Here is a 23,196-nt window from a genome sequence, read left to right on the forward strand (position 1 = left end):
CACCCAACTCACGGGTAACTCAGGCGAGGACGCGCGACAGCAGCCAGGCGATGTCGTCGGCAGTCTCGTCGGGCGACTTGGTGGGCTGCATAACGTGGCTGAGCACGACCCGCACGACCGTCTCGATGGCGACATCCGCCTGGTGGTCGCTCAGCCCGTGGTCGAACCTCTCGATGTGCTCGTGGATGATCTCGGTCGCGTAGCCGAGGAGCCCCTCGCTGTGACTGGTCAGATAGGGCAGCAGCTCGGTGTCGGCGCCGTGGGTCGCCGAGACCACCGCATGCAGCAGCTTGTTGTCCTGGGCACGGTCGAGGACGGCGTACGTCGCCTGGCGGATCGCCGGGAGGAAGTCGTCCTCCTGGTCGAAGGCCGCGCTCACGACGGCGAGGAACTGCTCGAGCTCACGCAGGATCAGCGACTTCGCCAGCGCCGGCTTGGCGCCGATGTCGTTGTAGACCGTCTGCCGGCTGACCCCGCACCGCTCAGCGATGCGCGACATCGTCACGCTCGCCCATCCCGTCTCGGTGGTCATCTCGACGGCAGCGTCGAGGATCCGCTGACGAGTGGTCGTCCCAGGTCTGCCGTCCCCCATGGGCGCCAAGTCTAGTAGCCGTCCGGCGCGGCCACGTGAACCAGCCCACATTGTTTTGCACCCAATACCCCCAGGGTGCAAGAATGCACTCTATGAGTGAAAGTGCAACGTCGTGAAGCGGCTCGAGGGGACCCCCAAGGCGATCCACCGCGCCGCGCTCGAGCTCACCGAGGAGTTCGGGTACGACGGGTGGACCATGGACCATCTCGCCGACCGCGTCGGCGTCTCGCGGCGTACGTTGTTCAACCACGTCCCGAGCAAGATGGACGCCGTCCTCGGCCCCGATCACGACCCGGACCCGGCGCTGGTCGCGACGTTCGTGGAGGGCGGGCCGACGGGCGAGCTGCGCGCCGACCTCTGCGCCCTGGTCCGCACGCTGCTCGAGGCCGACCACATCGACGGCGAGGAGCTCCGGCTCGTTCGGCACGTCCTCGTCCGCAACCCCCAGGTGCACGAGGCGGCGCACGGCCGTTTCGAGAAGGGCACCCACCACTTCGCCGAGATCCTCTCCGCGCGCGAGGGCAACAGCATGTCTCCGGAGCTCGCCGGAGTCCTCCTCAAGCTCGTGATCGTCGTCTTCGACGCCGCGCTCGACCGCTATCTCGAGAACCCGTCGGACGGCACCGTCGCCGACCACTTCACCCGGATCTTCGACGACCTCGTCGATCTCTTCTGACCTACCTAGGGAGAACCCCTGATGGCCAAGCTGCTCTATCGACTCGGAAAGACCGCCTACCGGCGATGGCCGGTGTTCATCGCCGCCTGGCTGGTCGTGATCATCGGCATCGGCGCGGTGGCGACCACGATGTCCAAGCCGATGTCCACCACCTTCACCATGCCCGGCCTCGAGTCGGTCGAGGCCGCCGAGGAACTGCCCGAGATCATGGGCACCGAAGGCGGTTCGGTGCTCGACGCCGCCTCGATCGAGGTGGTCGTCGCCGCTCCCGAGGGCGAGACCCTCACGACCCCTGAGAACCAGGCGGCCGTGAACGACCTCGTGACGAAGCTCGCCGCGCTCGACGACGTACCGGACCAGATCTCCTACATCTGGACCCCGGAGATGGCCGAGGCCGCTGCCCCGGCGACCGCGAAGGCCATGTCGGCCGAGAGCGGTCAGGAGGTGACGACGCAGCAGGCGCTGCAGATGCTGCTCGGTCAGCTCCAGGCCCAGCCGACACTGTCCGAGAACGGCCGGATCGGCCTCATCTCGACCGAGTTCGAGGACCTCGAGGCGACCGACGTGACTCCCGAGATGCAGAAGGAGGTCACCGACGTCATCGAAGACGCCGCCGAGGCCTCCGGCCTGCAGATCGAGGTGCGCGGCCAGGGCATGCAGGTCATGGAGATCGGCAGCGCCAGCTCGGAGCTGTTCGGCATCATCATCGCCCTGTTCATCCTGCTGATCACCTTCGGCTCGTTCGTGGCCGCCGGCCTCCCGATCATCACCGCGGGCGTCGGCGTCGGCATCGGCACGATGGGCATCACCGCCCTGACCGCCTTCACCGGCGTCTCCTCGACCACCCCGATGCTCGCCACGATGATCGGCCTGGCGGTCGGGATCGACTACGCCCTCTTCATCCTGTCGCGCTACCGCAGCGAGCTCGATCACACCGACGACCGTGAGGAAGCGATCGGCATCGCGGTCGGCACCGCCGGCTCCGCGGTCGTCTTCGCCGGCCTGACCGTCGTCATCGCCCTCGCCGCGCTCAGCGTCGTCGGCATCCCGTTCCTGACCGCGATGGGTCTCGGCGCCGCCGTCACCGTCGTGGTCGCGGTCCTGGTCGCGCTGACCTTGCTGCCCGCGATCCTCGGTCTGTTCAAGTCGAAGGCCTTCGGCCTGACCGTACGCCGCTACAACCCGAAGCGTGAGGCCGACGGCCACATCCTCAACAACGGCGTACGTTGGGCCCGGTTCATCGGCAAGGCGCCGATCGTGTGGGTGCTGATCGCCGTCGTCGGCCTCGGTTCGCTGGCCATCCCGTTCAAGGACCTGCACCTGGGCATGCCGGGCGACGGCACCGCTCCGGCGGACAGCTCGCGCCGCCAGGCGGTCGAGCTGGTCGAGGAGGGCTTCGGCCCGGGCCGCCTCGACCCGATGATGCTCGTGGTCGACGCCCGCGACATGTCCGGCGACACGGCCGCGAAGCAGAAGGCGTACGCCGAGGTCGCCGACTGGGCCGCCTCGCTGGACGGCGTCGCCAAGGTGGTCCCGCCCTCGGGCAACGACAACGGCGCGGTCATCCTGATCGAGCCGGAGACCGCCCCGGAGGACGAGGCGACCGAGGATCTGCTCGCCGACCTGCGTGACGGCGAGGGCGCGATCGAGGAGGCGACCGGCACGGATCTCGCGGTCACCGGCACCTCGGCGATCATGTCCGACATCTCCGAGAAGCTCAACGACGCGCTGCTGCCCTACCTCGCGATCGTGATCGGCCTGGCGTTCATCCTGCTGATGCTCGTCTTCCGCTCGATCCTGGTGCCGCTGACCGCGACGCTTGGCTTCCTGCTCTCGGTCCTGGCCACGCTCGGGGCCACGGTCGCGATCTTCCAGGAGGGCGCCTTCGGCATCTTCGAGGGCCAGCCGATCGTCAGCTTCATCCCGATCTTCCTGATCGGGTTGGTCTTCGGGCTGGCGATGGACTACCAGGTCTTCCTGGTGACCCGGATCCGCGAGGCCCACGTCCACGGCGCCTCCTACCGCGAGGCGGTGGTCGACGGGTTCCGCAACTCGGCACGCGTCGTCACCGCCGCGGCGCTGATCATGACCGCGGTGTTCTCCGGCTTCATCCTGATGGATGACCCGATCATCAAGTCGATGGGCTTCGCGCTCTCGGCGGCGGTCCTCTTCGACGCCTTCGTGGTCCGGATGCTCCTCATCCCGACCCTGATGTACCTGATGAAGGAGAAGGCCTGGTGGCTGCCGAAGTGGCTCGACCGGATCCTCCCCAACGTCGATGTCGAGGGCGAGAGCCTGGAGCGGCACTACCTCTCCGACCGCTACGCCGACGAGCAGCGTGAACCGGAGCTCTCCAAGAGCTGACGTCCGCTGACGAAGGACAGCCCCCGATCTCGTACGAGGCCGGGGGCTGTCTCCTGTCCGAGGAGGCTACGGAACGGAGTCCGAGGCGAGAGGCACGAAGTCGACCTTCTCGCGCACGCCACAGTCCGGGCAGCACCAGTCGTCCGGCACGTCCCCCCACGAGGTGCCGGCGGCGAACCCTTCTGCCTCGTTGCCCTCCTCCACTCGGTAGGTGTAGCCGCACCCGGGACAGCGGGCCGCCAGCACCTCCTGACCGATGACCTGCGCGACGGTGTCGTCGCCGGCCTCGGCCTGGTCGGCCGCGGGCGGCGGATACTTCGTCAGGATCTTGTCCCGCTTGCGCGGCAGGATGTTGGCGCGCGAGATGTCGCCGTCGAAGTGCGCCAGCACCCTGGGGTCCATCACCCGGCGCCAGACCGGCGGCAGGATCGCGATCAGGATCATCCCGGCATAGCCCGTCGGGAGCACCGGGGACTCCTTGTAGTCGCGCAGGGTCTGGTAGCGGCGTACGGGGTTGGCGTGGTGGTCGCTGTGGCGCTGCAGGTGGTAGAGCAGCACGTTGGTGGCGATGTTGTTGGAGTTCCAGGAGTGGCTGGGGTCGACCCGCTCGTAGCGCCGGCCCACGCGTCGTCGCAGCATCCCGTAGTGCTCCATGTAGTTGATCACCTCCAGCAGCGAGAACCCGACGACGGCCTGGATCAGCAGGAACGGGATCACCACCGGCCCGAGCCACACGATCAGCGCGCCCCAGAGCATCGCGGACATCAGCCAGGCGTTGAGGACGTCGTTGCCGATCCGGAAGGGATGCTGGTCACGGCGGGCGTACCTCTTCTTCTCCAGGCGCCACGCGCTCTTCAGCGACCCCGAGACCGTGCGGGGCCAGAAGGCGTAGAAGGACTCGCCGACCTTGGCCGAGGCCGGGTCCTCGGGGGTCGCGACGCGGACGTGGTGGCCGCGGTTGTGCTCGATGTAGAAGTGGCCGTAGAAGCTCTGCGCGAGCGCGATCTTGGAGAGCCAGCGCTCGACGTCCTCGCGCTTGTGGCCGAGCTCGTGGGCGGTGTTGATGCCGATCCCGCCGATGCAGCCGACCGAGATCGCCAGCCCGACCCGGTCGATGATGCTCAGCGTGTGGCCGTCCAGGGCGCCGTGGGCGGCGATCGCCATGCCCCCGATGAAGACGGCGTACTGCAGCGGGAGGTAGGAGTAGACGATCCAGCGGTAGTAGCGGTCGTTCTCCAGCGCCTCGATCATGTCGTCGGGCGGGTTGGACTGGTCGAGCCCCGCGAAGAGGTCGATCGCCGGGACGACGATGAGGATGATGATCGGCCCGGTCCACAGGAACGCGCCGATGTCGGTGAGATGCCAGCCGCCGATCGCGATGAAGCCGAGGATGGGGACCACCAGCCCCAGCAGCCACAGGTAGCGCTTCTTGTCACGCCAGCGATCGGTCGAGCCGTCGGGCACGGTGCTGTTCGCGATCTCCATCGACGTCTCCCTTGACAAATCAGGATGATCTGTCAAGTGTCGTACGTCACGTCACCGGTTGTAAATAGGATGGGCCCATGACGACGAGCCTGCCCTTCGGCATCGACTTCGGCGGCACGGGCATCAAGGGTGCCCCGATCGATCTCGCGACCGGCGAGTTCGCCGAGGAACGCGTACGCATCCCGACACCCGAACGCTCCACCCCCGACGCCATCGCCGAAATCTTCGTGGACCTGCTCTCCCAGTTCCCGGACTACGACGGGAAGGTCGGTGTGACCGTCCCGGGCGTCGTACGTCACGGGGTCGTCCACTCCGCGGCCAACATCGACAAGTCCTGGATCGGCGCCGACGCGGACGCGATCTTCACCGCGGCCACCGGGCGAGACGTGCACGTGGTCAACGACGCCGACGCGGCCGGCCTGGCCGAAGTCCGCTACGGCGCCGCGCAGGGTCGCCGCGGGCTGGTCATCATGACCACCCTCGGCACCGGTATCGGCTCGGCACTCCTCTACGACGGCATGCTCGTGCCCAACACCGAGCTCGGCCACCTCGAGCTCGACGGCCACGACGCCGAGACCCGCGCCTCCAACATCGCCCGCAAGCGCGAGGAGCTCTCCTGGAAGCACTGGGCCAAGCGGCTGGAGAAGTACTACCGGCACCTGGAGATGCTCTTCTCGCCCGACCTATTCCTTGTCGGCGGAGGGGTCTCGAAGGAGGCGGCGGAATTCCTGCCGCTGCTCGACCTGGACACCGAGATCATTCCGGCGAAGCTGCTCAACACCGCCGGGGCCGTAGGGGCCGCGTTGTACGCCGAAGAGCTCGCCACCGACTGATCCCGGCGGCGGCTGTGGACCTGGCGGGCCCGGGTGCATCGGCGGCATCGGGGGCATCGGCTGCATCGGCGGGGCCGGGCGATCCCACGGCGCGCCCGCCTTCTTCGTCTCCTTGACCTGGGCGAGGAACGCCTTGCGGTTCGCCCGCCGCAGCCGGCGGGCCTCGCGTCGGCGCCGTGACCACGGGCTGCGCAGCACCCGGAACGCTGCGTACGCCGCACCGGCGAGCACGAGCAGCGCGACCAGACCGGCGGCCAGCGCCCAGTCGGCCCGGGCGCTCACCCCGGCCGCGGTGGCCGAGGCGTCCTCGAGATGACCGTTGTCCAGGTCTGCGCGGGCGCTGGCCGCGCCCAGGTCGAGGAACAGCACCAGCTCACCGATCTCGGTCAGCGGGTTCTGCATCCCCTCGACCTCGTCCGTCGCTGCACCGACCTCGGTGACCACCTCGGCTGCTCGGGGAAGGGTGGTGGCGAGGTCGCGGTACTCGGCCTCGTCGTTGGCGCCCTCGTAGGCGTTCTTGACCGCGGTCGGCACCGGCAGACCGGCCTCCTCGGCCGCCGCCTGGACCTTGACGGCATCGGCGTTCGCCTCACCGATCTGCCCCACGACACCGTCCACGTCCTCGAAGCTCCACTCGGCCATGACGCCGCGGAGCCCTCGCGGCGGCAGCCACTCGCCGTTGACACGGTCGATCTCGGCGTACGCCTTGCGGGCCTCGGCCCTCGGCTCGAGCTGCTTGGCCTCGGCGCGGGTGAGCACCCAGTTCTTCAGCGGCTTCTCCGGGGAGCCGTCCGTGTCGTACCTCTGCACGATGTCGAGGAAGAAGCGCCAGTCGACCGGGCCGCTGGTGATCTGGTCATCGGGGGCGTCGTAACCGCTGCGGCCGTCGTAGACGTCGTCGACCACACGGGTCAGCTCCTCGTCAGAGAGGTCCGCGAGCATGGCCGAGACGGCTGTGTAGGCAGCCGGATAGCCGTACGCATCCTTCTCCTGGCTCCGCCCGGCGGCATCCCAGGTCAGGAGCGGGAACGCGGCCTTGCCGCGACGCTTCACCTTGCCGTACTTCTGCCCCTTGGCGCCGACCTTCTTCGTCGCGTGCTGGGCGACGACCTCGGTCAGGCCTTCGCTCAGCCAGCGGCCCTCGACGATGTCGGGGTTGATCCAGGCGTGGGTCATCTCGTGGTAGAGGATCGCCGTGTCCAGGTCCTCGGAGACGACGATCTCATCGGCGTCGGAGTCGAACCAGGCGTAGCCGACCGCCTCCGCCGAGCCGTCCTCACGAATCGTCTCCAGCCCGCCGGGCCACTCGTTGCCGGTCAGGCCCTCCAGCACGGGCATGCCCTCGGTGACTCGCTTCTCGGCGAAGTCGAGCCACTCCTCGTCCTTAGGGAAGCTCTGCAGCGACAGCTTCGTGTCGCCGACCTCGATCTTCTTCTCGTCGAAGGCCTTCGGATCGCGGGCCGAGACGCCGGCGTCGACGAAGTCGCCTTCGGAGTGCCAGGTCGTCTTGTTGCCCTTGGTCCGCTTGTCGAAGTCGCCCGAGGAGGCGGTGAACGTCATCGACTTCGGGAGCACGACGTCGACAGTCACCTCCCCATCGTCACCGAGGCCGATCACGGGGAAGACGGCGTACCCCTCGCCGATCCGGATGTGATTCTTCTTCGCCCGGATCGGGGCACCCTTCAGCTCGTACGTCCAGGTGATGGTGCGCGACTTGCCGTAGTAGAGGTTCGGGAAGGACACCGTCACCACCTCGAGCCCGGTGCCATCGATCTTCTCGGTGCTCACCGGCAGCTTCGCCCCGTTGCTGGTCGCTCTGACCTTCTTCGCGCCGGCCGGGATCGGGATCGCGTGGCCGGTCAGGAAGTAGTAGGTCGTGGCCGTGCTCGGCTGCTGGTTGGTGACCGTGACCTCGGCCTTGACCTTGACGGTGCGGGCCTTCTCGTCGAGCACGTAGCGGGTGCGCGAGGACTCGCCGACACCGTCGTTGGGCGCCGCGACGGCTGCCGGCGCGGTCGTCACCAGCCCAGCACCGAGCACCCCCAGCACGAAAATTCCTGCCGCTGCGCGCCGGAGTCGACCTGCTCCCTGACCGTTCTTCACCTGGGCACCTTAGTCCGATGCCCCGCCGGGTACGTCTTCTTTATCCCGTTCCCGGGACGTACGTCCGGGGCATCACGCCCATGGCGTGCCCCACTTGTCGGCGAAAGCCGTCTCCTCGAGCGGCCGCCGGACACGCTCGCGCTGCTCCCGCTCGGCGTCGAGCGGGTCGACCTGCGTCGGGTCGCCGTGGAGACCGACCGCGATCCCGGTCATCACCTTCCACCAGTCCGGTACGCCGAAGGCCGCTGCCACGGCATCGTGGTCGAACCCGGCGAACTGGTGGGAGGAGAGGCCGAGCGAGGCGGCCTGGACGGTCAGGTGCGCCGCCGCCTGGCCGAGGTCGTAGTGGGAGTAGTCGGACCACTTCGGGCCGTTGCCGTCCGGCCCGACGCCGATCTGGGAGATGGCGACGAAGATCGCCGAGGCCCTCGGCACCCAGCCGGAGTTGCCGCGGGAGAGGTGGGACACGAAGGTCTCGTGGCCGGCCGATCCACGGGGCAGGACCAGGAACGACCAGGGCTGGCTGTTGCCGGCGCTCGGCGCCCACCGGGCCGCTTCGAGGAGCAGCCTGATCTCGGCGTCATCGAGCTCGTGGGCCGGGTCGAAGACACTCACCGACCAGCGGTCACGCAGGTGCTCGGTCAGATCCTCGGCGCCGGCCTGGGGCGCGCGCTTCGCGGCAGTCATGCCCCTATTCTGCAATGTCTACCGACTTGGACGACAAACTGTCTCAGAGCGCGTCCGGCTCTACGAGCGAGCAGAAAATGACGGCGGGCTGGTGACGTACAGGATCCTGTAGGTCACCAGCCCGCCGATCGGTCAGGCAGGGACTCGCGCGAGGGCGGAGACGATCTCGTCGACCTTGGTCTTGGCGTCACCGAAGAGCATCTGCGTGTTCTCCCGGAAGAAGAGCGGGTTCTGCACACCGGCATAGCCCGCGGCCATCGACCGCTTGAAGACGACCACGTTCTTGGCCTCCCAGACCTTGAGCACCGGCATGCCCGCGATCGGGCTGCTCGGGTCCTCGGCGGCGGCCGGGTTCACGGTGTCGTTGGCACCGATGACCAGGACGACGTCGGTCTCGGCCAGGTCGTCGTTGATCTCGTCCATCTCCAGGACGATGTCGTAGGGCACCTTGGCCTCGGCCAGCAGCACGTTCATGTGGCCGGGGAGACGGCCGGCGACGGGGTGGATGCCGAAACGTACGTTCACGCCCTTGTCCCGCAGGATGCGGGTGAGCTCGGCGACCGGGTACTGCGCCTGGGCGACGGCCATGCCGTAGCCCGGGGTGATCACGACGGAGGATGCGCCGGCGAGGAGCTCGGCGGTGTCCTCGGCGTTGATCTCGCGGTGCTCGCCGTAGTCGACGTCACCGGACGGCCCGGCCTCGATGCCGAACCCGCCGGCGATGACCGAGATGAACGAGCGGTTCATCGCCTTGCACATGATGTAGGAGAGGTAGGCACCCGAGGAGCCGACCAGGGCACCGGTGACGATCAGCAGGTCGTTGCTCAGGAGGAAGCCCGAGGCGGCCGCGGCCCATCCGGAGTAGCTGTTGAGCATCGAGACCACGACCGGCATGTCACCGCCACCGATGGAGGCGACCAGGTGCCAGCCGAGCGCCAGCGCCACGACGGTGACCGCGATCAGCAGCGGGAGCGTCGGGTTGATGACGTAGACGACCGTCAGGATCACGAAGACGACCAGGGCGCCGATGTTGATGACGTTCTTGCCGGGCAGCATCAGCGGGGCCGAGGAGATCCGCGCGGAGAGCTTGAGGAAGGCGACGATCGAGCCGGTGAAGGTGACCGCACCGATGAAGACACCGATGAAGACCTCGGCCGAGTGGATGGCTCCGCCGTGAACGTGGCCAGCGGCGGCCTCGAGGTGGCCGTTCCAGCCGATCAGGACGGCGGCCAGACCGACGAACGAGTGCAGCAGCGCGATCAGCTCGGGCATGCCGGTCATCTCGACGACCTTGGCACGCCACAGGCCGATGACGGCGCCGATGGAGACGGCGGCGACCAGGACGATCACCGCGGTGGCGGTGCCGCCGTCGACGACCTGGATGACGGTCGCGACCAGCGCCAGCGTCATGCCGAGGACACCGTAGAGCCAGCCCTGCGAGGCGGTCTCGTGCTTGGACAGCCCCGCCAGGGACAGGATGAAGAGGAGGGCGGCGACGAGGTAGGCCGCACCGGCGATCGAGAAGATATCCATGATCAGGCCTTCCGGAACATCGAGAGCATGCGGCGGGTCACGGCGAAGCCACCGAAGATGTTGATGCTCGCCAGCAGCGTGGCGATGCCCGCGAGCACGAGCACGACGTTGTCAGCGACGGTGAGCTGCAGCAGGGCGCCCACCACGACGATGCCGGAGATCGCGTTGGTCACCGACATCAGCGGGGTGTGCAGCGCGTGGTGCACATGGCCGATCACGTAGAACCCGATCACCACCGACAGCGTCAGCACCGTGAAGTGCCGGGTGATCTCGGCCGGAGCGACAGCGTTGAGCAGGAAGAGCGCGAGCGCACCGGTGCCGACCAGGGCGAGCTTCGCTCCGGCGGAGAGCGGCTTCTTCTCCTCCTTGACCGCGACCTCGGCGGGCGCGGCCACCGCGGGAGCGGCGGACACCTGGACCGGCGGAGGCGGCCAGAGCACGCCACCGTCGTGCACGACGGTCAGGCCGCGCTGGACCTGGTCCTCGAGATCGAGGGCGAGTACGCCGTCCTTCTCGGGCGTCACCAGCTTCATCAGGTTCACCAGGTTGGTGCCGTAGAGCTGGCTGGACTGCGCGGGCAGGCGCGCGGGCAGGTCGGTGTAGCCGATGATCGTGACGCCGTTGGGCGTGGTGACGACCTCGTCCTTGACGGTGCCTTCCACGTTGCCGCCCATCGCGGCCGCCATGTCGACGATGACCGAGCCGGACTTCATGCTCGCCACGTCGGCCGCCGTGATCAGGCGCGGCGCCGGGCGGCCCGGGATCAGCGCGGTCGTCACGATGATGTCGACGTCCTCGGCCTGCTCGGAGTAGATCTCCGCGGCGCGCTGGTCGTAGGCCTCCGAGGTCGCCTTCGCGTAGCCGTCGGTCGACTTCTCGACCTCGACCTCCACCTTCAGGTATTCACCACCGAGCGACTTGACCTGGTCGGCGACCTCCGGACGAGGGTCGGTCGCCCGCACGATCGCGCCCAGCGAGCTCGCCGCACCGATGGCGGCCAGACCGGCCACACCGGCACCGGCCACCAGCACCTTCGCCGGCGGCACCTTGCCCGCCGCGGTCACCTGGCCGGTGAAGAAGCGGCCGAAGCGGTGGGCCGCCTCGACGACGGCGCGGTAGCCCGCGATGTTGGCCTGGCTGGAGAGGATGTCCATGGACTGGGCGCGCGAGATGCGCGGCACCGCGTCCATCGCGAAGGCGTCGACCTTGCGGGCGGCCAGGGCGTCGAGGAGCTCGGCGCTCTGCGCCGGCGCCAGCGGCGCGACCAGGGTGGCGCCGCTCTTCAGCAGCTCGACCTCGCCGACGGAGGGCGCATTGACCCGGAAGACCAGGTCGGCACCCCACGCGTCGGAGGCCGTGCCGATGCGGGCGCCTGCCTCGGCGTACGCCTCGTCCTTGAAGCTGGACGCCTCGCCGGCTCCACCCTCGATGACGACGTCATAGCCCAGACCGGTCAGTTGTTTGACGGTCGCGGGGGTGGCCGCCACCCGGGTCTCCCCAGGCTTCGTCTCTCGGGTCACTCCGATGAGCATCCTCGACTCCTTGGTCTGCTACGCGCGGTGTCTTCAGTCTCCAGCATGGCGGGGTTCCGGTCAGGCGATCTGCGTGTGACCGATGGTTGACCGGCACCGACCGGAACCCCACCGTGCTGGTTACTGGCCGGTAACGGTAGGGCAGATCAGCAGGTGGACACCAGGGTTGTCCGGTTGTATCGGTCCAAGACCTGTGGTCTTCCTCACGTCCTCACAGCCGGCCGATACGGCGCCTTCGGGGTAGTCCGGGAGCGAACTGCCCATTTACCGGCAAGTAATAGGCAGTTCGCTACCGGACTACCCCGAAATCAGCGCCTGGAAGCCAGAGAGACCCGGATCTACAGCCAGCTGAGACTCGCGCCGTGGGCCTGGAACCAGCCCACCGCGCGCCCGTCGACGGCGAGACAGAAGTGATGATCCGAGTCGGGCCGGCTGGGTGCGTCGGCGGCGAGCGACGGGATCACGCTCGGACCCTCCAGGCTGATCCAGTGGCAGCGGCCGGCGGCCACGAGAGTACGCATCCGATCCTCCAGTTCGGCGCGGTCGTGTTCGTCCAGGTACGCCGCGGCGGCGCTGTGATGGACCACCGGCGTGCCGCCCGAGGCGGCGGCGATCTCGAGCGCGCTCTCCAGCCGGTCGAGCATGTCGCCGGCGAGGAGGCGGGGTGGCTCGGCCCTGGTCACCTCGATCGCAGCGGCGAGGCGGTCACGGCGCTCGTCGTGGCCCGGCCAGATCAGCGTGAGCAACCAGCTCATGTCCTCCTCGTCGGTGACGTCGAGCGGGTTGAGGTCGACACCGACGCGAGCGGTGATGCGGGGAAAGGCCGCCGGAACAGGGACCGGCCCGACCGCCGGGATCCGAAGGGTCGGCCCACCCGAACCGCGGAGCTCGCCCGCACCGTCCCAGAGATAGTCGTAGCGGTCCGGGTAGAGGCACAGACCTGCGCTGGCGCCGAGCTCCACGAGTGCGAACGGCCCGTCTCCGAGCATCCCCAGCGCCGGGGTCAGCGCCGCCAGCCGGGCGACCTCGTTGGTCTGCGTACGCCGCGCAAGGATCGTCCGGCGCACAGCCGGCCACTCGGGTCCGAGGAGCAGGGCCCGCAGGTCGTCGTACGGCCCCGGCTCCAGCCCGTGCCGGCGGGCCGCGGCGAAGACCAGGTTGGCCTGCTGCTTCAGCGTCGGCAGGTCGCTCAGCACCCCGAGCACTTCCGGGTCATCCGCGACACCCATCGCCCAGGCGCTGTAGCAGGGCGAGGTGGCCATCTCGGACGAGTGGTGTCGGTAGCTCTCTCGGATGTCGGTCAGGTCGTTCAACGGCAGCATGGCGTCTCCTCCGTAGCGAGCGGGTCGAGAGCTCACCGTGCCGCCGCGAGGCCTGCCGCCGCGATGTCGATCGAGTCGACATGGCACCGGAACCGGTCCATGGGCGAGAGTGGCGTCGTGACGGAGTGGATCACGACGCGGGAGGCCGCCCAACGCCTCGGGGTGAAGCGCACGACGCTCTACACCTATGTCAGCCGACGACTGCTCACCCGGCGCCGCAGCGGCGCCGAGAGCCTGTTCGACCGCGCCGAGATCGACGCGCTGGCCAGCACCCGTCACCATCCCGGCTCCCCGCTCGGCGTGCTGCCGATGCGTTCGGTCCGGTCGAGCGTGAGCGAGGTACGCGAGGGGGAGCTGTTCCTGCGCGGCGTACCGCTGGCCGACCTGGCCGATGAGCCGTGGGACGAGGTGGTCGATCTCGTCCTGGGGACGGCTCCCGGGTTCGCCGTCGACGTGCCGGAGCACCTGACCGCGCTGCCGCTCAACCGCCGGCTCCCCGCGCTCGCCCAGTGGGCGGGGTCCCGCGGCGGGGTCGAGCCCGCTGCCGCTGCCGGCGTCGGCAAGGGACTGCTCGGCGCCGTCGCGGTCGCGCTCGGCGGCCCGGCAGAGCCGGGCCGGCCGGTCCCCGACGCGGTCTTCGCCGCCGTCGCCGGACGCCCGGGAAGCCCCCGGGAGATCGCCACGCTCAACACCGCGTTGGTCGCACTGGTCGACCATGGTCTGGCGGCCTCGGTGGTCGCGGCCAGGGTCGCGGCCTCGGCCCGGGCCTCGGCGTACGACTGCCTGGTCGCCGGGTACGCCGCGCTCTCCGGGCAGCTGCACGGTGGCATCGGCCCGTCCGCGCTCGCGGTGCTGCGGGACGGCCCGCCCGCCGACCCGAGCCGCCCGGTGACCGGCTTCGGACACTGGCGCCACCCCGACGGCGACCCGCGGGCCGACGCGATCCTCGCTCGTCTCGCGCTCGTCGACGGCTCCGCGCCCGTCCTGGCCCGTCTGGACGAGATCGCCGCCCGCACCGACCGCCTGCCGAGCATCGACGGGGCGCTCGCGGCATTCACCGTCACCTGCGAGCTGCCCGATGCCGCCGCGGAGGTGTTCTTCCAGGTCGGTCGTACGGTCGGCCTCGCGGCGCACATCGTCGAGGAGTCCGAGGAGGATCCGCTGCGCTGGCGCGCGACGGATCCTGCCGACTGACAACCCGTCACCCGGCGGCCGGTCGCTCGCTGTCGAGCTGCCCCATGAACTGGGTCGGGTAGCGGTCGCCGCGGGCGGCGCCGACGGGCACGGCGGCGTCGATGCGGGCGAGGTCGGCCTTGTCGAGGGTGACGGCGTTGGCACCGACCATCGACTCGACCTGGCTGACCCGGCGCGCGCCGATGACGGGGACGATGTGCTCGCTCTGGGCGGCGACCCAGGCGATCGCGAGCTGGGCCAGGGTGATGCCCTTGGCCGTGGCGATCTCCTCGAGGGTGGCGAGCAGCGCGCGGTTGTGGTCGAGGTTGTCGCCCTGGAAGCGCGGCATCATCGCGAGCGAGCCGCCGAGGGCACCGCTTCCACCGATCAGGCCACGGCCGAGAACGCTGTACGCGGTGATGCCGATGCCCAGCTCGCGGCAGGTGTCGAGGATGCCGTTGGTCTCGATCCCCCGGCTGAGCAGGGAGTACTCGATCTGCAGGTCGCTGATCGAGGCCACCGCGGTGGCCCGCCGGATGGTGTCGGCGCTGACCTCGCTGAGTCCGATGTGGCGTACGTATCCCGCCTCCACCAGCTCCTGGACCGCGCCGACGGTCTCCTCGATCGGGACCTGTGGGTCGACGCGGGCGGGGCGGTAGATGTCGATGTGGTCGGTGCCGAGCCGCTGGAGGGAGTAGGTCAGGAAGGACCTGACCGCCTCGGGGCGGCCGTCGAAGCCGACCGGCATCCCGGCAGGCGTGATCAGGGCGCCGAACTTCACCGAGAGCACCGCGTCGTCGCGGCTGCGCTCGCGCAGCGCCCGGGCGATCAGCATCTCGTTGTGGCCGGCGCCGTAGAAGTCGCCGGTGTCGATCAGGGTGCCGCCGGCGTCGAGGTAGGCGTGGATGACGCGTACGCCCTCGTCGTCGTCGACAGCGCCGTAGGCGCCGGAGAGGCTCATGCCGCCCAGCGCGGGCGAGGTGACGGTGGGGCCGGTCTTGCCGAGCTGTCGGCTGCTGAACTGAGTCTTGTCGGAAGTCGTCATGCCATCCAGCGTGCGGCGCTCGACCGACGCGCGGCAGGCACGGCACATCCAGGGAGAGGCTCTCCCTGGATAACCGGTCACGACCGACGGAGGATGGAGCGTGTGATCGACCGCCATGAGCTCGCCGACTTCCTGCGTCGGCGCCGGGAGCTGCTCCGGCCCTCCGACGTCGGCCTCCCGGACGGGTTGCGGCGGCGTACTCCGGGGTTGCGGCGGGAGGAAGTGGCCTCGCTCGCCGGGATCTCGACCGACCACTACACCCGGCTGGAGCAGGCGCGTGGGTCCGCGCCGTCGGAGTCCGTGCTCTCCGCGATCGCGCGAGCGCTGCAGTGCGATCTCGACGAACGCGACCACCTCTACTACCTCGCCGGGATGACACCGGCTCCTCGTCGCGCCGGTGGCTACGTACGTCCTGGGCTGATCGCGCTCGCCCGGCGGCTGACCGACATCCCCGTCATGATCTGCACCGACATCGGCGAGATCGCCTGGCGCAACGAGCTCGCCACCGCACTGACCCCGCCTCTGCCCGAGCGGCCCGGCCGCGACCGCAACATCTACTGGCGCTGGTTCATGAAGCCCGAGCTGCGGCCGGCGCCGCCGGATGACTGGGACCGGCTCTCCGCCAACCATGTGATGGACCTGCGCGCGACGTACGCCCGCAGGGCCGGCGAACCGGACATCACCTCGCTCGTGCACGACCTCCTCGGGGCGAGCGAGGAGTTCCGCGGGCTCTGGGAGCGGCACCAGGTGGCAGTGCGGCGTGCCGACGTGAAGACGTTCGTCCACCCCGAGGTCGGCGCGGTCTCCGTACGCTGTGAGGTCCTGCTCACCGAGGAGGCCGACGTGAAGCTGCTCGCCTACTTCCCGCTCGAGGGCACCGATGCCGCGGAGAAGCTCGAGCTGCTCCGCGTCATCGGCACCCAACGGCTCACGAGCGAGGGCTCATCACCCACCTGAGCGCGATGAAGCGGATCAGCGTGGCTGCGGCGTTGGCGGCCACGAGCACGACGATCTCGACCGCCCGCGCAGGTGTCGGCGCGGCCAGGTGGAGGAGCGCGAGCGATCCGGAGGTCAGGGTCAGCCCGACCCCGAAGGCGGCCAGCCCGGCGACGTGATGCTTGACCGCGCCCTGTCGCACGGTGATCCCGAAGGTCAGCCGGCGGTTGGCCGCGGTGTTGGCGACCGCGGTCACCAGGAGCGCGACCAGGTTCGCCGCCTGCGCGCCGACGGCGGTGCGGAGGAGGACGTAGAGGAGCAGGTACGCCAGCGTGCTCAGCACGCCAATCGCGCCGAACCGGATCACCTGAGCCGCCAGGCTCGGGCTCCGGACGGGCCCGGGAGGACGTACGCCGCTGAGGTCGATCCGGCCGCTGACCAGCCCGAACAGCAGTCTCCTGATCCCGGCCAGGTCCTCCTTGACGGTTTTGACGATGTCCACGCGCGAGTCCGGGTCGTCAACCCAGTCCACCGGCACCTCGTGCACCCGCAGCCCGGCCTCGGAGGCCAGGACGAGCAGCTCGGTGTCGAAGAACCAGTTGTCGTCCTCGACCAGCGGCAGCAGCTTCTCGGCCACGTCGCGGCGGATCGCCTTGAAGCCGCACTGCGCGTCGGTGAACTCCGCGGAGAGGACCCCGCGCAGCAGCAGGTTGTAGCCCTTGGACAGGAAGTCCCGCTTCGGGCCACGCTCGATCCGGCTGCCACGGGCCAGCCGCGACCCGATCGCGACGTCGGAGTGGCCCGAGAGCAGCGGGGCGAGCAGTGGTGGCAGGGCCCGCAGGTCGGTGGAGAGATCGACGTCCATGTAGCCGACCACCTCCGCCCGTGACGTGGACCAGGCCGCCTTGAGTGCTCGTCCCCGGCCCTTCTCGTCGAGATGGATCGCGCGGACCCGGGTGATCTCGGTCGCGAGCCGCTCCGCGATGTCCCACGTGGCGTCGGTGCTGGCGTTGTCGGCGATCGTGATCGTCGTGGAGTAGGGCAGGGTGCGCAGGTAGCCGTCGAGGTGGCGTACGGACTCCTCCAGGCCCTTCTCCTCGTTGTGGACCGGGATCACCAGGTCGATCGCCGTCAGCAGCCGCTTCTCGTCGACCACCCACATCCCGCTGGAGAGCGCCGTTCCCGCGGTCACGAGGCGTCCTCGGTCAGGTCGTAGACGGTGGTGCTGCCGATCGTGGTCTGGGTGAAGTTCGCCTCGACCCAGGCGCTGATGAGCGAGGCGCTGGAGGTCTCGTCGCTGCTGCCGCCTCTCGCGCCGCCCATCCCGCCGCCGGCGATGAAGTAGTGGATCTCGCCGTTGGCGACGTACTCCTGGAACTGCTCGAGCGTGATGCTGTTCGAGGTGCCGTTGAAGCCGCCGATCGCCATCACGGCCTCACCGGTCTCGAGCTGGAGGCCGGCCGCGGTCTGGGAGCCGATCGTCGCGGCCACCCAGGTGTAGTTGCCGGCGTTGGTGCTCACCGCCTGAGCGAGCTCCTCGTCGACGTTGCTGCCGCCCATCATTCCGCCGCCGCCGGGCATACCGCCGCCACCGCCGCCGGGCATGCCGCCGCCGTTGGTGCCGGGCATCTGCTGGGTTCCGGTGCCGCCGGGCGCGCCGTTGGGCGGGGTGCCGTTGGGCGGGGTGCCGTTGGTCTGGCCGCCGGGGCCACCGCCACCGCCGGGCATGCCGCGACCTCCGCCGCCCATGCCACCCATCCCGCCGCCCTCGTACGGACCGGCCGTCGCGATCGAGCCGGTGTGAGCGGTGCCGATCGTCTGGATCGCGTACGCAGCAGGCCCGACGCCGAGGGTGACGGCCGCCGTCGCGAGGACCGCCGCCGCAGCCCGGCGGGTGAGCCTGTCCGCGAAGACGAAGGCGGCAGCAACACCGAGGCCGATGATCAGGACGGGCCAGCGCAGCGCGTCGTACGGCTGCTCACCCGACTGCCCGAGCAGCACCCAGCCCCACACGGAGCTGCCGGCCATCGCGACCGCCAGGGTGATCCGGGCGAAGAGGTTGTCGCGGTCGCGCCACATGATCACCGCGCCGACGACCGCGGTGATCGCGATCCACGGGGCCAGCGCGACCACGTAGTAGTCGTGGTAGATGCCCTCCATGAAGGAGAAGACCAGGCCGGTGACGAGCATCGTGGCACCGCTGAGCATCAGGGCGGCACGGGTCAGGTCCATACGCGGCGCCTTGCGCAGCGCGATCAGGCCGGTGACGAGGAAGAGCAGCGCCGCGGGGAGCAGCCAGGAGACCATCCCGCCGGAGACGCCCTGGAAGAGGCGCAGGATCCCGGCCGCGCTGGAGAAGCCGGCGTTGCCGAGGCCGCCGTAGTCACCGCCGTTGAGCCGACCGACGCCGTTGTAGCCGAGGGTCAGCTCGAGGAGCGAGTTGCCGGTCGAGCCGTCGATGTAGGGGCGCCACGACTCCGGGATGAGCTCGACGATCGCTATGTACCAGCCGGCGCTCGCGACCATGGCGGCGAAGCAGGCGATGCCGTGGGTCATCCTCCTGCCCAGCGAGCCCTTGCCCGCGATCAGGTAGACGACCGCGATCGCCGGGATGATCAGGAACGCCTGCAGCATCTTCGTCAGGAAGCCGAAGCCGAGCAGCGCACCGGCCAGCACCATCCACCTGCCCTTGCCGGTCTCGATCGCCTTGAGCGTCGAGAACCCGGCACCCACCAGCAGCAGGAGCAGCAGCGCGTCCGGGTTGTTGAACCGGAACATCAGTGCCGCCGCCGGGGTCAGCGCGGTGAACGCTCCCGCCGCGATCGCCGCCTGCCACGGTGCGACCTTCTTGACGAGTCCGTGGACGAGCCCGACCGTGGCTACGCCCATCAGGGCCTGCGGGACCAGGATGCTCCACGAGGACAGCCCGAAGAGGCGTACGGACAGGCCCATCACCCACAGCGACGCCGGCGGCTTGTCGACCGTGATCGAGCTGCTCGCATCGAGCGCTCCGAAGAACCACGCCTTCCAGCTCTCACCGCCGGCTTGTGCGGCGGCGGAGTAATACTGGTTGGCGTATCCGGACTCGGACAGTGTCCACAGGTACGCCACGGCTGTGAGAGTCAGCAGAATGATGAGCGACGCGCGCTCGGGGCGCCATCGCGGTTTCGCCGGCGGTGTCTGCTCTGGCGCCGATCTCGCCGTGGGTGGGTCGAAGAGTTGGGTCATGATGACCACGGTCGGACGCGGGTCTGTGGGAGTCTTTCGGCGAGGCTGTGAGCGTCCTATGTGGTTCGCTTCACATCTCGCTGCCCCCTGCTGGTCGAGCCGCGAGCGCCAGCGAGCATGTCGAGACCAACACGGTCGCTTTTGGGGCTGGTTCTTCTTGGGACCGTGGGCCGCCGACCCTTGCTTTGAGGGTCTTCTCGACGGGCCCCGGAGTAAAGGACGGCCTTCGGCCGCCGGCTTCGCCGGCCGCTATCGCGGTCCTTGACACCGGGGTCCGTCGAGAAAGATTTGGCTGGCTATCGGGGCGGCGGCCCGGGTGTGGCGCAGCGCATTGACTCCTGCGGCAGATGGTGTCGATGGGGTGTGAGTGGTGGCCCTTCGGGCCACTTACCATCCACAGCAGCGACGCCGTTCGCCGACGGCGAAAACATCGTTTGACCTGCACCTATGGGTGGTTAGATATCCGTTAGAGGCGTAGAATCAGACCCATCACAACACACCTCTGAAGGAGGATATCCGATGAGTCTCGGCCGCGACATCGACCACTGGGGCACCAACCCCGGTGACGCGATCGACGCCGCCCTCAAGGCCATCGAAACCGCCCTCCACGACCTCCTCGCGAGCGACCCTGCCTATTGGCGCACCGGGCAGAAGAAGGACCTGCTGGAACGGCTGGAGAAACTCCAGGCCCAGCAGGCCGCTCTGAAGCTCCGCGTGCTGGCTACGGCTGGCGATATCGCGGAGGAGACCGGCGCGAAGGATGCGTCGGCCTGGATGCGGGCAGAGTTGTTGGTCGACAAGGGTGCGGCGCGCTCGCAGATCAAACTGGCGACCAGGGTCGCCAAGTACGACCTGGTGGCTGCCGGCCTGGCCGAGGGGGTGGTGTCTTTGGACAAAGCCCGCGTCATCACCCAGGCGTTGGACAAGATCAAGACGGACCCGGTCACCAGCGGCGAGGACCTGGCCCTGGCCGAAAAGCTCCTAGTGGATTACGCGACCCAATTGACGGCGAACGAGCTCCGGATCGTCGGCCGGAAGATCCTGACCGAGGTCGACCCCGCCCGGTTCGAAGACGCCGAAGCCAAGGCCCTGCTCGCCGAGGAAGAACGCGCCCAGCAGAAGACCGCCCTGCGGGTCTGGGACAACCATGACGGAACCGTCGGGTTCGAGGGCGTGCTGCCGACCTCGATCGGGATGCGGTTCAAGCGACTGGTCGAGGCCTACGCCCAGCCCCGCAAACAGCAGCTCGTCGCCAAGGGCGCGGCCTTGCCGCCGTGGGAACGACTCATGGGACAGGGGTTCACCCGGCTCCTGGAGACCATCGACCCCGCAGCCCTGCCCCGGCACGGGGGCGATGCGACCACCGTGAACGTCGTGATCTCGCTGGAGGAGCTCCGCAAGGACCTCGGCACCGCCACCCTGGGCTACGACGAGACCAACGGGACCACGATCAGCGCCGCCGAGGCCCGCAAGCTGGCGTGCAACGCGACCATCATCCCCTGGGTGCTGGGCGGTGATGGTGAGGTCCTCGACGCCGGACGGGCCAGCAGGTTCTTCCAACCGATCCAACGCAAGGCACTCCGGTTGCAGCAGAAGTGCTGCCAAGCCGAAGGGTGTGACATGCCACCCGAATGGTGCGATGCCCACCATCTAGATCCGTGGGCTGCGGGAGGGAAGACCGACCTGAAGGACGGGGCCTTGTTGTGTCCCCATCATCACCGGCTGGCGCACGCCCCGGCATACATCCATGAGCGACTACCGGATGGCACCATCCGATTCACCCGCCGCCCCTGAGACCCGCCAGGGTTCGCGCCCACACGACGAGCGTCCCCGGACATCAGCTACAGCCCCAAGCCCGTGCCCAACTGAGTCCGCTGCGCCACACCCTCGCCGCCGACCCCGATACAGGCGAAATCTTTCTCGATCGGGCGCCGGGTCAAGGATGGCCGCAGGCCACCGCGACGCGGCGGGCGAAGCCCGTCCTTGACGCGGTGCGTGATCGAGAAACAATCGAAGCAAGGGTCGGCGGCGAACACCGACACGAGACCACGGCCACCTCAGCGCGCCAACCCCAGACCAAGCCAGGACTCGACAGAGCTCAGCCACCGACCCAGCACCCAGAAAAACCGGGCGCGACGCGCCGTACGTGTCCGAGATCACGTTCCCAGACATACCCAAAACAAGAACACGTTCTAGAATTGAGCGTCAAACCCACGTACGCCCACATAACCACCTGGTGGAACGGATTCGGAGGGTTACACGACCCCCTTTAGGCTTGCCTTAGTACATCCACGGAAGGTTGAACTCCCTTATGCGTGACATCCGCGTTGCGATCGTCGGTGCCGGCCCGGCCGGCATCTACGCTGCCGACATCCTCACGAAGGAGCACCCTGGTGCGCGCGTCGACGTCATCGAGCGCCTGCCTGCTCCCTACGGCCTGGTTCGCTACGGCGTGGCTCCTGACCACCCGCGAATCAAGGAGATCATCAAGGCTCTGAAGCGCGTCCTGAACCAGGACAGCATCCGCTTCATCGGCAACGTCGACTTCGGCACCGACCTCAAGCTCGACGACCTGCACCGGTTCTACGACGCCGTCATCTTCGCCACCGGCGCGATGGCCGACCGCGAGCTCGACATTCCGGGGATCGACCTGCCCCAGTCCTACGGCGCGGCCGACTTCGTCAGCTGGTACGCCGGGCACCCCGACGTCTCCCGCGAGTGGCCCCTCGACGCCGAGGAGGTCGCCGTCCTCGGCGCCGGTAACGTCGCCCTCGACGTCGCCCGCATGCTGGCCAAGCCCGCCGACGAGCAGCTGGTCACCGAGGTGTCTGACAACGTCTACCAGGGCCTGAAGAAGAACCCGGCCAAGACGATCCACGTCTACGCCCGCCGCGGCCCGGCGCACATCAAGTTCAGCCCGATGGAGCTGCGCGAGCTCTCGCACTCGCCCTCGGTCGACGTCGTCGTCGAGGAAGAGGGCTTCGAGATCGACGAGGCCGGCGAGAAGGCGATCCAGAGCCACAAGGCGACCAAGCTCGTGGCCGACATCCTCCTGAAGTACATGGAGGCGCCCGCCGGCGACAAGCCCCACAAGATCGTCATCCACATGATGCAGAACCCCGTCGAGATCCTCGGCGAGGACGGTCAGGTGGTCGCGCTGCGCAGCGAGAAGACCGAATACAACGGCGACGGCACCGTCACCGGCACCGGCGAGTTCACCGACACCCCGGTCCAGGCCGTCTACCGTGCCGTCGGCTACCTGTCCGAGTCGCTCCCCGACGTGCCCTTCGACGGCGAGAACGGGGTCATCCCCAACGCCGGCGGCCGGGTCCTCGACCTCAACGGCGAGCACATCAACGGGACGTACGTCACCGGGTGGGTCAAGCGCGGACCGGTCGGCCTCATCGGCCACACCAAGTCGGACGCCAAGGAGACCATCGACAACCTCCTGCACGACCTGGACAAGCTCACCCCCGCCGAGCACGGCTCGCCCGCGGCGGTCCTCGAGCACCTGTCCGGCAAGGGCGTCGACTTCACCACCATCGAGGGCTGGGAGAAGCTCGACAACCACGAGCGCTCCCTCGGTGAGGCCCAGGGCCGCGAGCGGATCAAGGTCGTCCCGCGCGACGAGATGATCCAGATCTCCAACGCCTGACACACCACGTACGCAGCGGGTCGGCCATCCAC

16 protein-coding genes are annotated in these 23,196 nt (G+C 68.9%); 7 read left to right on the top strand and 9 right to left on the bottom strand.

Annotated elements, in window-relative coordinates; translation table 11 throughout:
* Positions 1 to 19 precede the first annotated feature (19 nt).
* A complete protein-coding gene (locus ACFU7D_RS08570) occupies positions 20 to 592 on the bottom strand; it encodes a TetR family transcriptional regulator (protein ID WP_378728721.1) in 573 nt (190 codons plus the stop codon).
* A gap of 112 nt (positions 593 to 704) precedes the next feature.
* On the opposite strand from ACFU7D_RS08570, the gene ACFU7D_RS08575 reads away from it, so the two are divergent.
* Positions 705 to 1,268 (top strand): TetR/AcrR family transcriptional regulator, encoded by a 564-nt coding sequence (locus tag ACFU7D_RS08575; RefSeq protein WP_378728722.1) that lies wholly within the window; start codon positions 705 to 707, stop codon positions 1,266 to 1,268.
* Between the two features lie 21 nt (positions 1,269 to 1,289).
* Positions 1,290 to 3,632 (top strand): MMPL family transporter, encoded by a 2,343-nt coding sequence (locus ACFU7D_RS08580; RefSeq protein WP_378865772.1) that lies wholly within the window; start codon positions 1,290 to 1,292, stop codon positions 3,630 to 3,632.
* A 66-nt stretch (positions 3,633 to 3,698) separates the two neighbouring features.
* Here the strand turns inward: ACFU7D_RS08580 and ACFU7D_RS08585 are convergent, their stop codons facing one another.
* The gene (locus ACFU7D_RS08585) at positions 3,699 to 5,117 is read right to left on the bottom strand and encodes a fatty acid desaturase (protein ID WP_378865775.1); all 1,419 of its coding nucleotides are present in this window, start codon (positions 5,115 to 5,117) and stop codon (positions 3,699 to 3,701) included.
* 77 nt (positions 5,118 to 5,194) lie between these two features.
* On the opposite strand from ACFU7D_RS08585, the gene ppgK reads away from it, so the two are divergent.
* Positions 5,195 to 5,950, top strand: coding sequence for a polyphosphate--glucose phosphotransferase (gene ppgK, locus ACFU7D_RS08590; protein WP_378728726.1), 756 nt, complete (start codon positions 5,195 to 5,197; stop codon positions 5,948 to 5,950).
* Between the two features lie 2,175 nt (positions 5,951 to 8,125).
* Here ppgK and ACFU7D_RS08595 read toward each other — a convergent pair.
* The 4 genes from ACFU7D_RS08595 to ACFU7D_RS08610 all read right to left on the bottom strand — a co-directional run bounded on the left by ACFU7D_RS08595 (position 8,126) and on the right by ACFU7D_RS08610 (position 13,127).
* The gene (locus tag ACFU7D_RS08595; RefSeq protein WP_378865779.1) at positions 8,126 to 8,740 is read right to left on the bottom strand and encodes a nitroreductase family protein; all 615 of its coding nucleotides are present in this window, start codon (positions 8,738 to 8,740) and stop codon (positions 8,126 to 8,128) included.
* A gap of 132 nt (positions 8,741 to 8,872) precedes the next feature.
* Positions 8,873 to 10,273 carry a Re/Si-specific NAD(P)(+) transhydrogenase subunit beta gene (gene pntB / locus ACFU7D_RS08600; RefSeq protein WP_378865782.1) on the bottom strand — a complete coding sequence of 467 codons (1,401 nt, stop codon included), beginning with the start codon at positions 10,271 to 10,273 and terminating at the stop codon, positions 8,873 to 8,875.
* 2 nt (positions 10,274 to 10,275) lie between these two features.
* Positions 10,276 to 11,805, bottom strand: a complete 1,530-nt coding sequence (locus tag ACFU7D_RS08605; RefSeq protein ID WP_378728729.1) for a Re/Si-specific NAD(P)(+) transhydrogenase subunit alpha — start codon at positions 11,803 to 11,805, stop codon at positions 10,276 to 10,278.
* A 338-nt stretch (positions 11,806 to 12,143) separates the two neighbouring features.
* A complete protein-coding gene (locus ACFU7D_RS08610) occupies positions 12,144 to 13,127 on the bottom strand; it encodes a DUF2332 domain-containing protein (protein ID WP_378865786.1) in 984 nt (327 codons plus the stop codon).
* A 117-nt stretch (positions 13,128 to 13,244) separates the two neighbouring features.
* Here ACFU7D_RS08610 and ACFU7D_RS08615 point away from each other — a divergent pair, with 117 nt between their 5' ends.
* On the top strand, positions 13,245 to 14,321 hold the full coding sequence (locus tag ACFU7D_RS08615; RefSeq protein ID WP_378865789.1) for a citrate synthase: 1,077 nt from the start codon (positions 13,245 to 13,247) through the stop codon (positions 14,319 to 14,321).
* A gap of 7 nt (positions 14,322 to 14,328) precedes the next feature.
* Here ACFU7D_RS08615 and ACFU7D_RS08620 read toward each other — a convergent pair whose 3' ends face one another.
* A complete protein-coding gene (locus tag ACFU7D_RS08620) occupies positions 14,329 to 15,345 on the bottom strand; it encodes an aldo/keto reductase (protein WP_378865792.1) in 1,017 nt (338 codons plus the stop codon).
* Between the two features lie 102 nt (positions 15,346 to 15,447).
* Between ACFU7D_RS08620 and ACFU7D_RS08625 the strand changes: the two genes are divergently transcribed.
* Positions 15,448 to 16,302, top strand: a complete 855-nt coding sequence (locus ACFU7D_RS08625) for a helix-turn-helix transcriptional regulator (RefSeq protein WP_378865795.1) — start codon at positions 15,448 to 15,450, stop codon at positions 16,300 to 16,302.
* Here ACFU7D_RS08625 and ACFU7D_RS08630 read toward each other — a convergent pair.
* Together ACFU7D_RS08630 and ACFU7D_RS08635 are read right to left on the bottom strand one after the other, a co-directional pair.
* The gene (locus tag ACFU7D_RS08630; protein WP_378865797.1) at positions 16,274 to 17,473 is read right to left on the bottom strand and encodes a glycosyltransferase; all 1,200 of its coding nucleotides are present in this window, start codon (positions 17,471 to 17,473) and stop codon (positions 16,274 to 16,276) included. The two genes, ACFU7D_RS08625 and ACFU7D_RS08630, sit on opposite strands and share 29 nt — an antisense overlap.
* A complete protein-coding gene (locus tag ACFU7D_RS08635) occupies positions 17,470 to 19,392 on the bottom strand; it encodes an ArnT family glycosyltransferase (protein ID WP_378865800.1) in 1,923 nt (640 codons plus the stop codon). The genes ACFU7D_RS08630 and ACFU7D_RS08635 overlap by 4 nt, the downstream gene beginning before the upstream one ends.
* 636 nt (positions 19,393 to 20,028) lie before the next feature.
* Between ACFU7D_RS08635 and ACFU7D_RS08640 the strand changes: the two genes are divergently transcribed.
* Both ACFU7D_RS08640 and ACFU7D_RS08645 read left to right on the top strand, forming a co-directional pair.
* Complete coding sequence (locus ACFU7D_RS08640; RefSeq protein WP_378865803.1) at positions 20,029 to 21,303, top strand: DUF222 domain-containing protein; 1,275 nt, start codon at positions 20,029 to 20,031, stop codon at positions 21,301 to 21,303.
* Positions 21,304 to 21,820: 517 nt separating this feature from the next.
* Positions 21,821 to 23,164 carry an FAD-dependent oxidoreductase gene (locus ACFU7D_RS08645; RefSeq protein WP_378728737.1) on the top strand — a complete coding sequence of 448 codons (1,344 nt, stop codon included), beginning with the start codon at positions 21,821 to 21,823 and terminating at the stop codon, positions 23,162 to 23,164.
* Positions 23,165 to 23,196 lie beyond the last annotated feature (32 nt).

This window comes from Nocardioides sp. NPDC057577 (assembly GCF_042801335.1).
In the GTDB taxonomy this organism is placed as follows: Bacteria; Actinomycetota; Actinomycetes; order Propionibacteriales; family Nocardioidaceae; genus Nocardioides.

Coding starts and splice junctions, on each gene's coding strand:
- ACFU7D_RS08610 (WP_378865786.1), bottom strand. CDS start 13,127: ATGCTGCCGTTGAACGACCTGACCGACATCCGAGAGAGCTACCGACAC.
- ACFU7D_RS08640 (WP_378865803.1), top strand. CDS start 20,029: ATGAGTCTCGGCCGCGACATCGACCACTGGGGCACCAACCCCGGTGAC.
- ACFU7D_RS08605 (WP_378728729.1), bottom strand. CDS start 11,805: ATGCTCATCGGAGTGACCCGAGAGACGAAGCCTGGGGAGACCCGGGTG.
- ACFU7D_RS08585 (WP_378865775.1), bottom strand. CDS start 5,117: ATGGAGATCGCGAACAGCACCGTGCCCGACGGCTCGACCGATCGCTGG.
- ACFU7D_RS08620 (WP_378865792.1), bottom strand. CDS start 15,345: ATGACGACTTCCGACAAGACTCAGTTCAGCAGCCGACAGCTCGGCAAG.
- ACFU7D_RS08595 (WP_378865779.1), bottom strand. CDS start 8,740: ATGACTGCCGCGAAGCGCGCGCCCCAGGCCGGCGCCGAGGATCTGACC.
- pntB (WP_378865782.1), bottom strand. CDS start 10,273: ATGGATATCTTCTCGATCGCCGGTGCGGCCTACCTCGTCGCCGCCCTC.
- ACFU7D_RS08645 (WP_378728737.1), top strand. CDS start 21,821: ATGCGTGACATCCGCGTTGCGATCGTCGGTGCCGGCCCGGCCGGCATC.
- ACFU7D_RS08580 (WP_378865772.1), top strand. CDS start 1,290: ATGGCCAAGCTGCTCTATCGACTCGGAAAGACCGCCTACCGGCGATGG.
- ppgK (WP_378728726.1), top strand. CDS start 5,195: ATGACGACGAGCCTGCCCTTCGGCATCGACTTCGGCGGCACGGGCATC.
- ACFU7D_RS08570 (WP_378728721.1), bottom strand. CDS start 592: ATGGGGGACGGCAGACCTGGGACGACCACTCGTCAGCGGATCCTCGAC.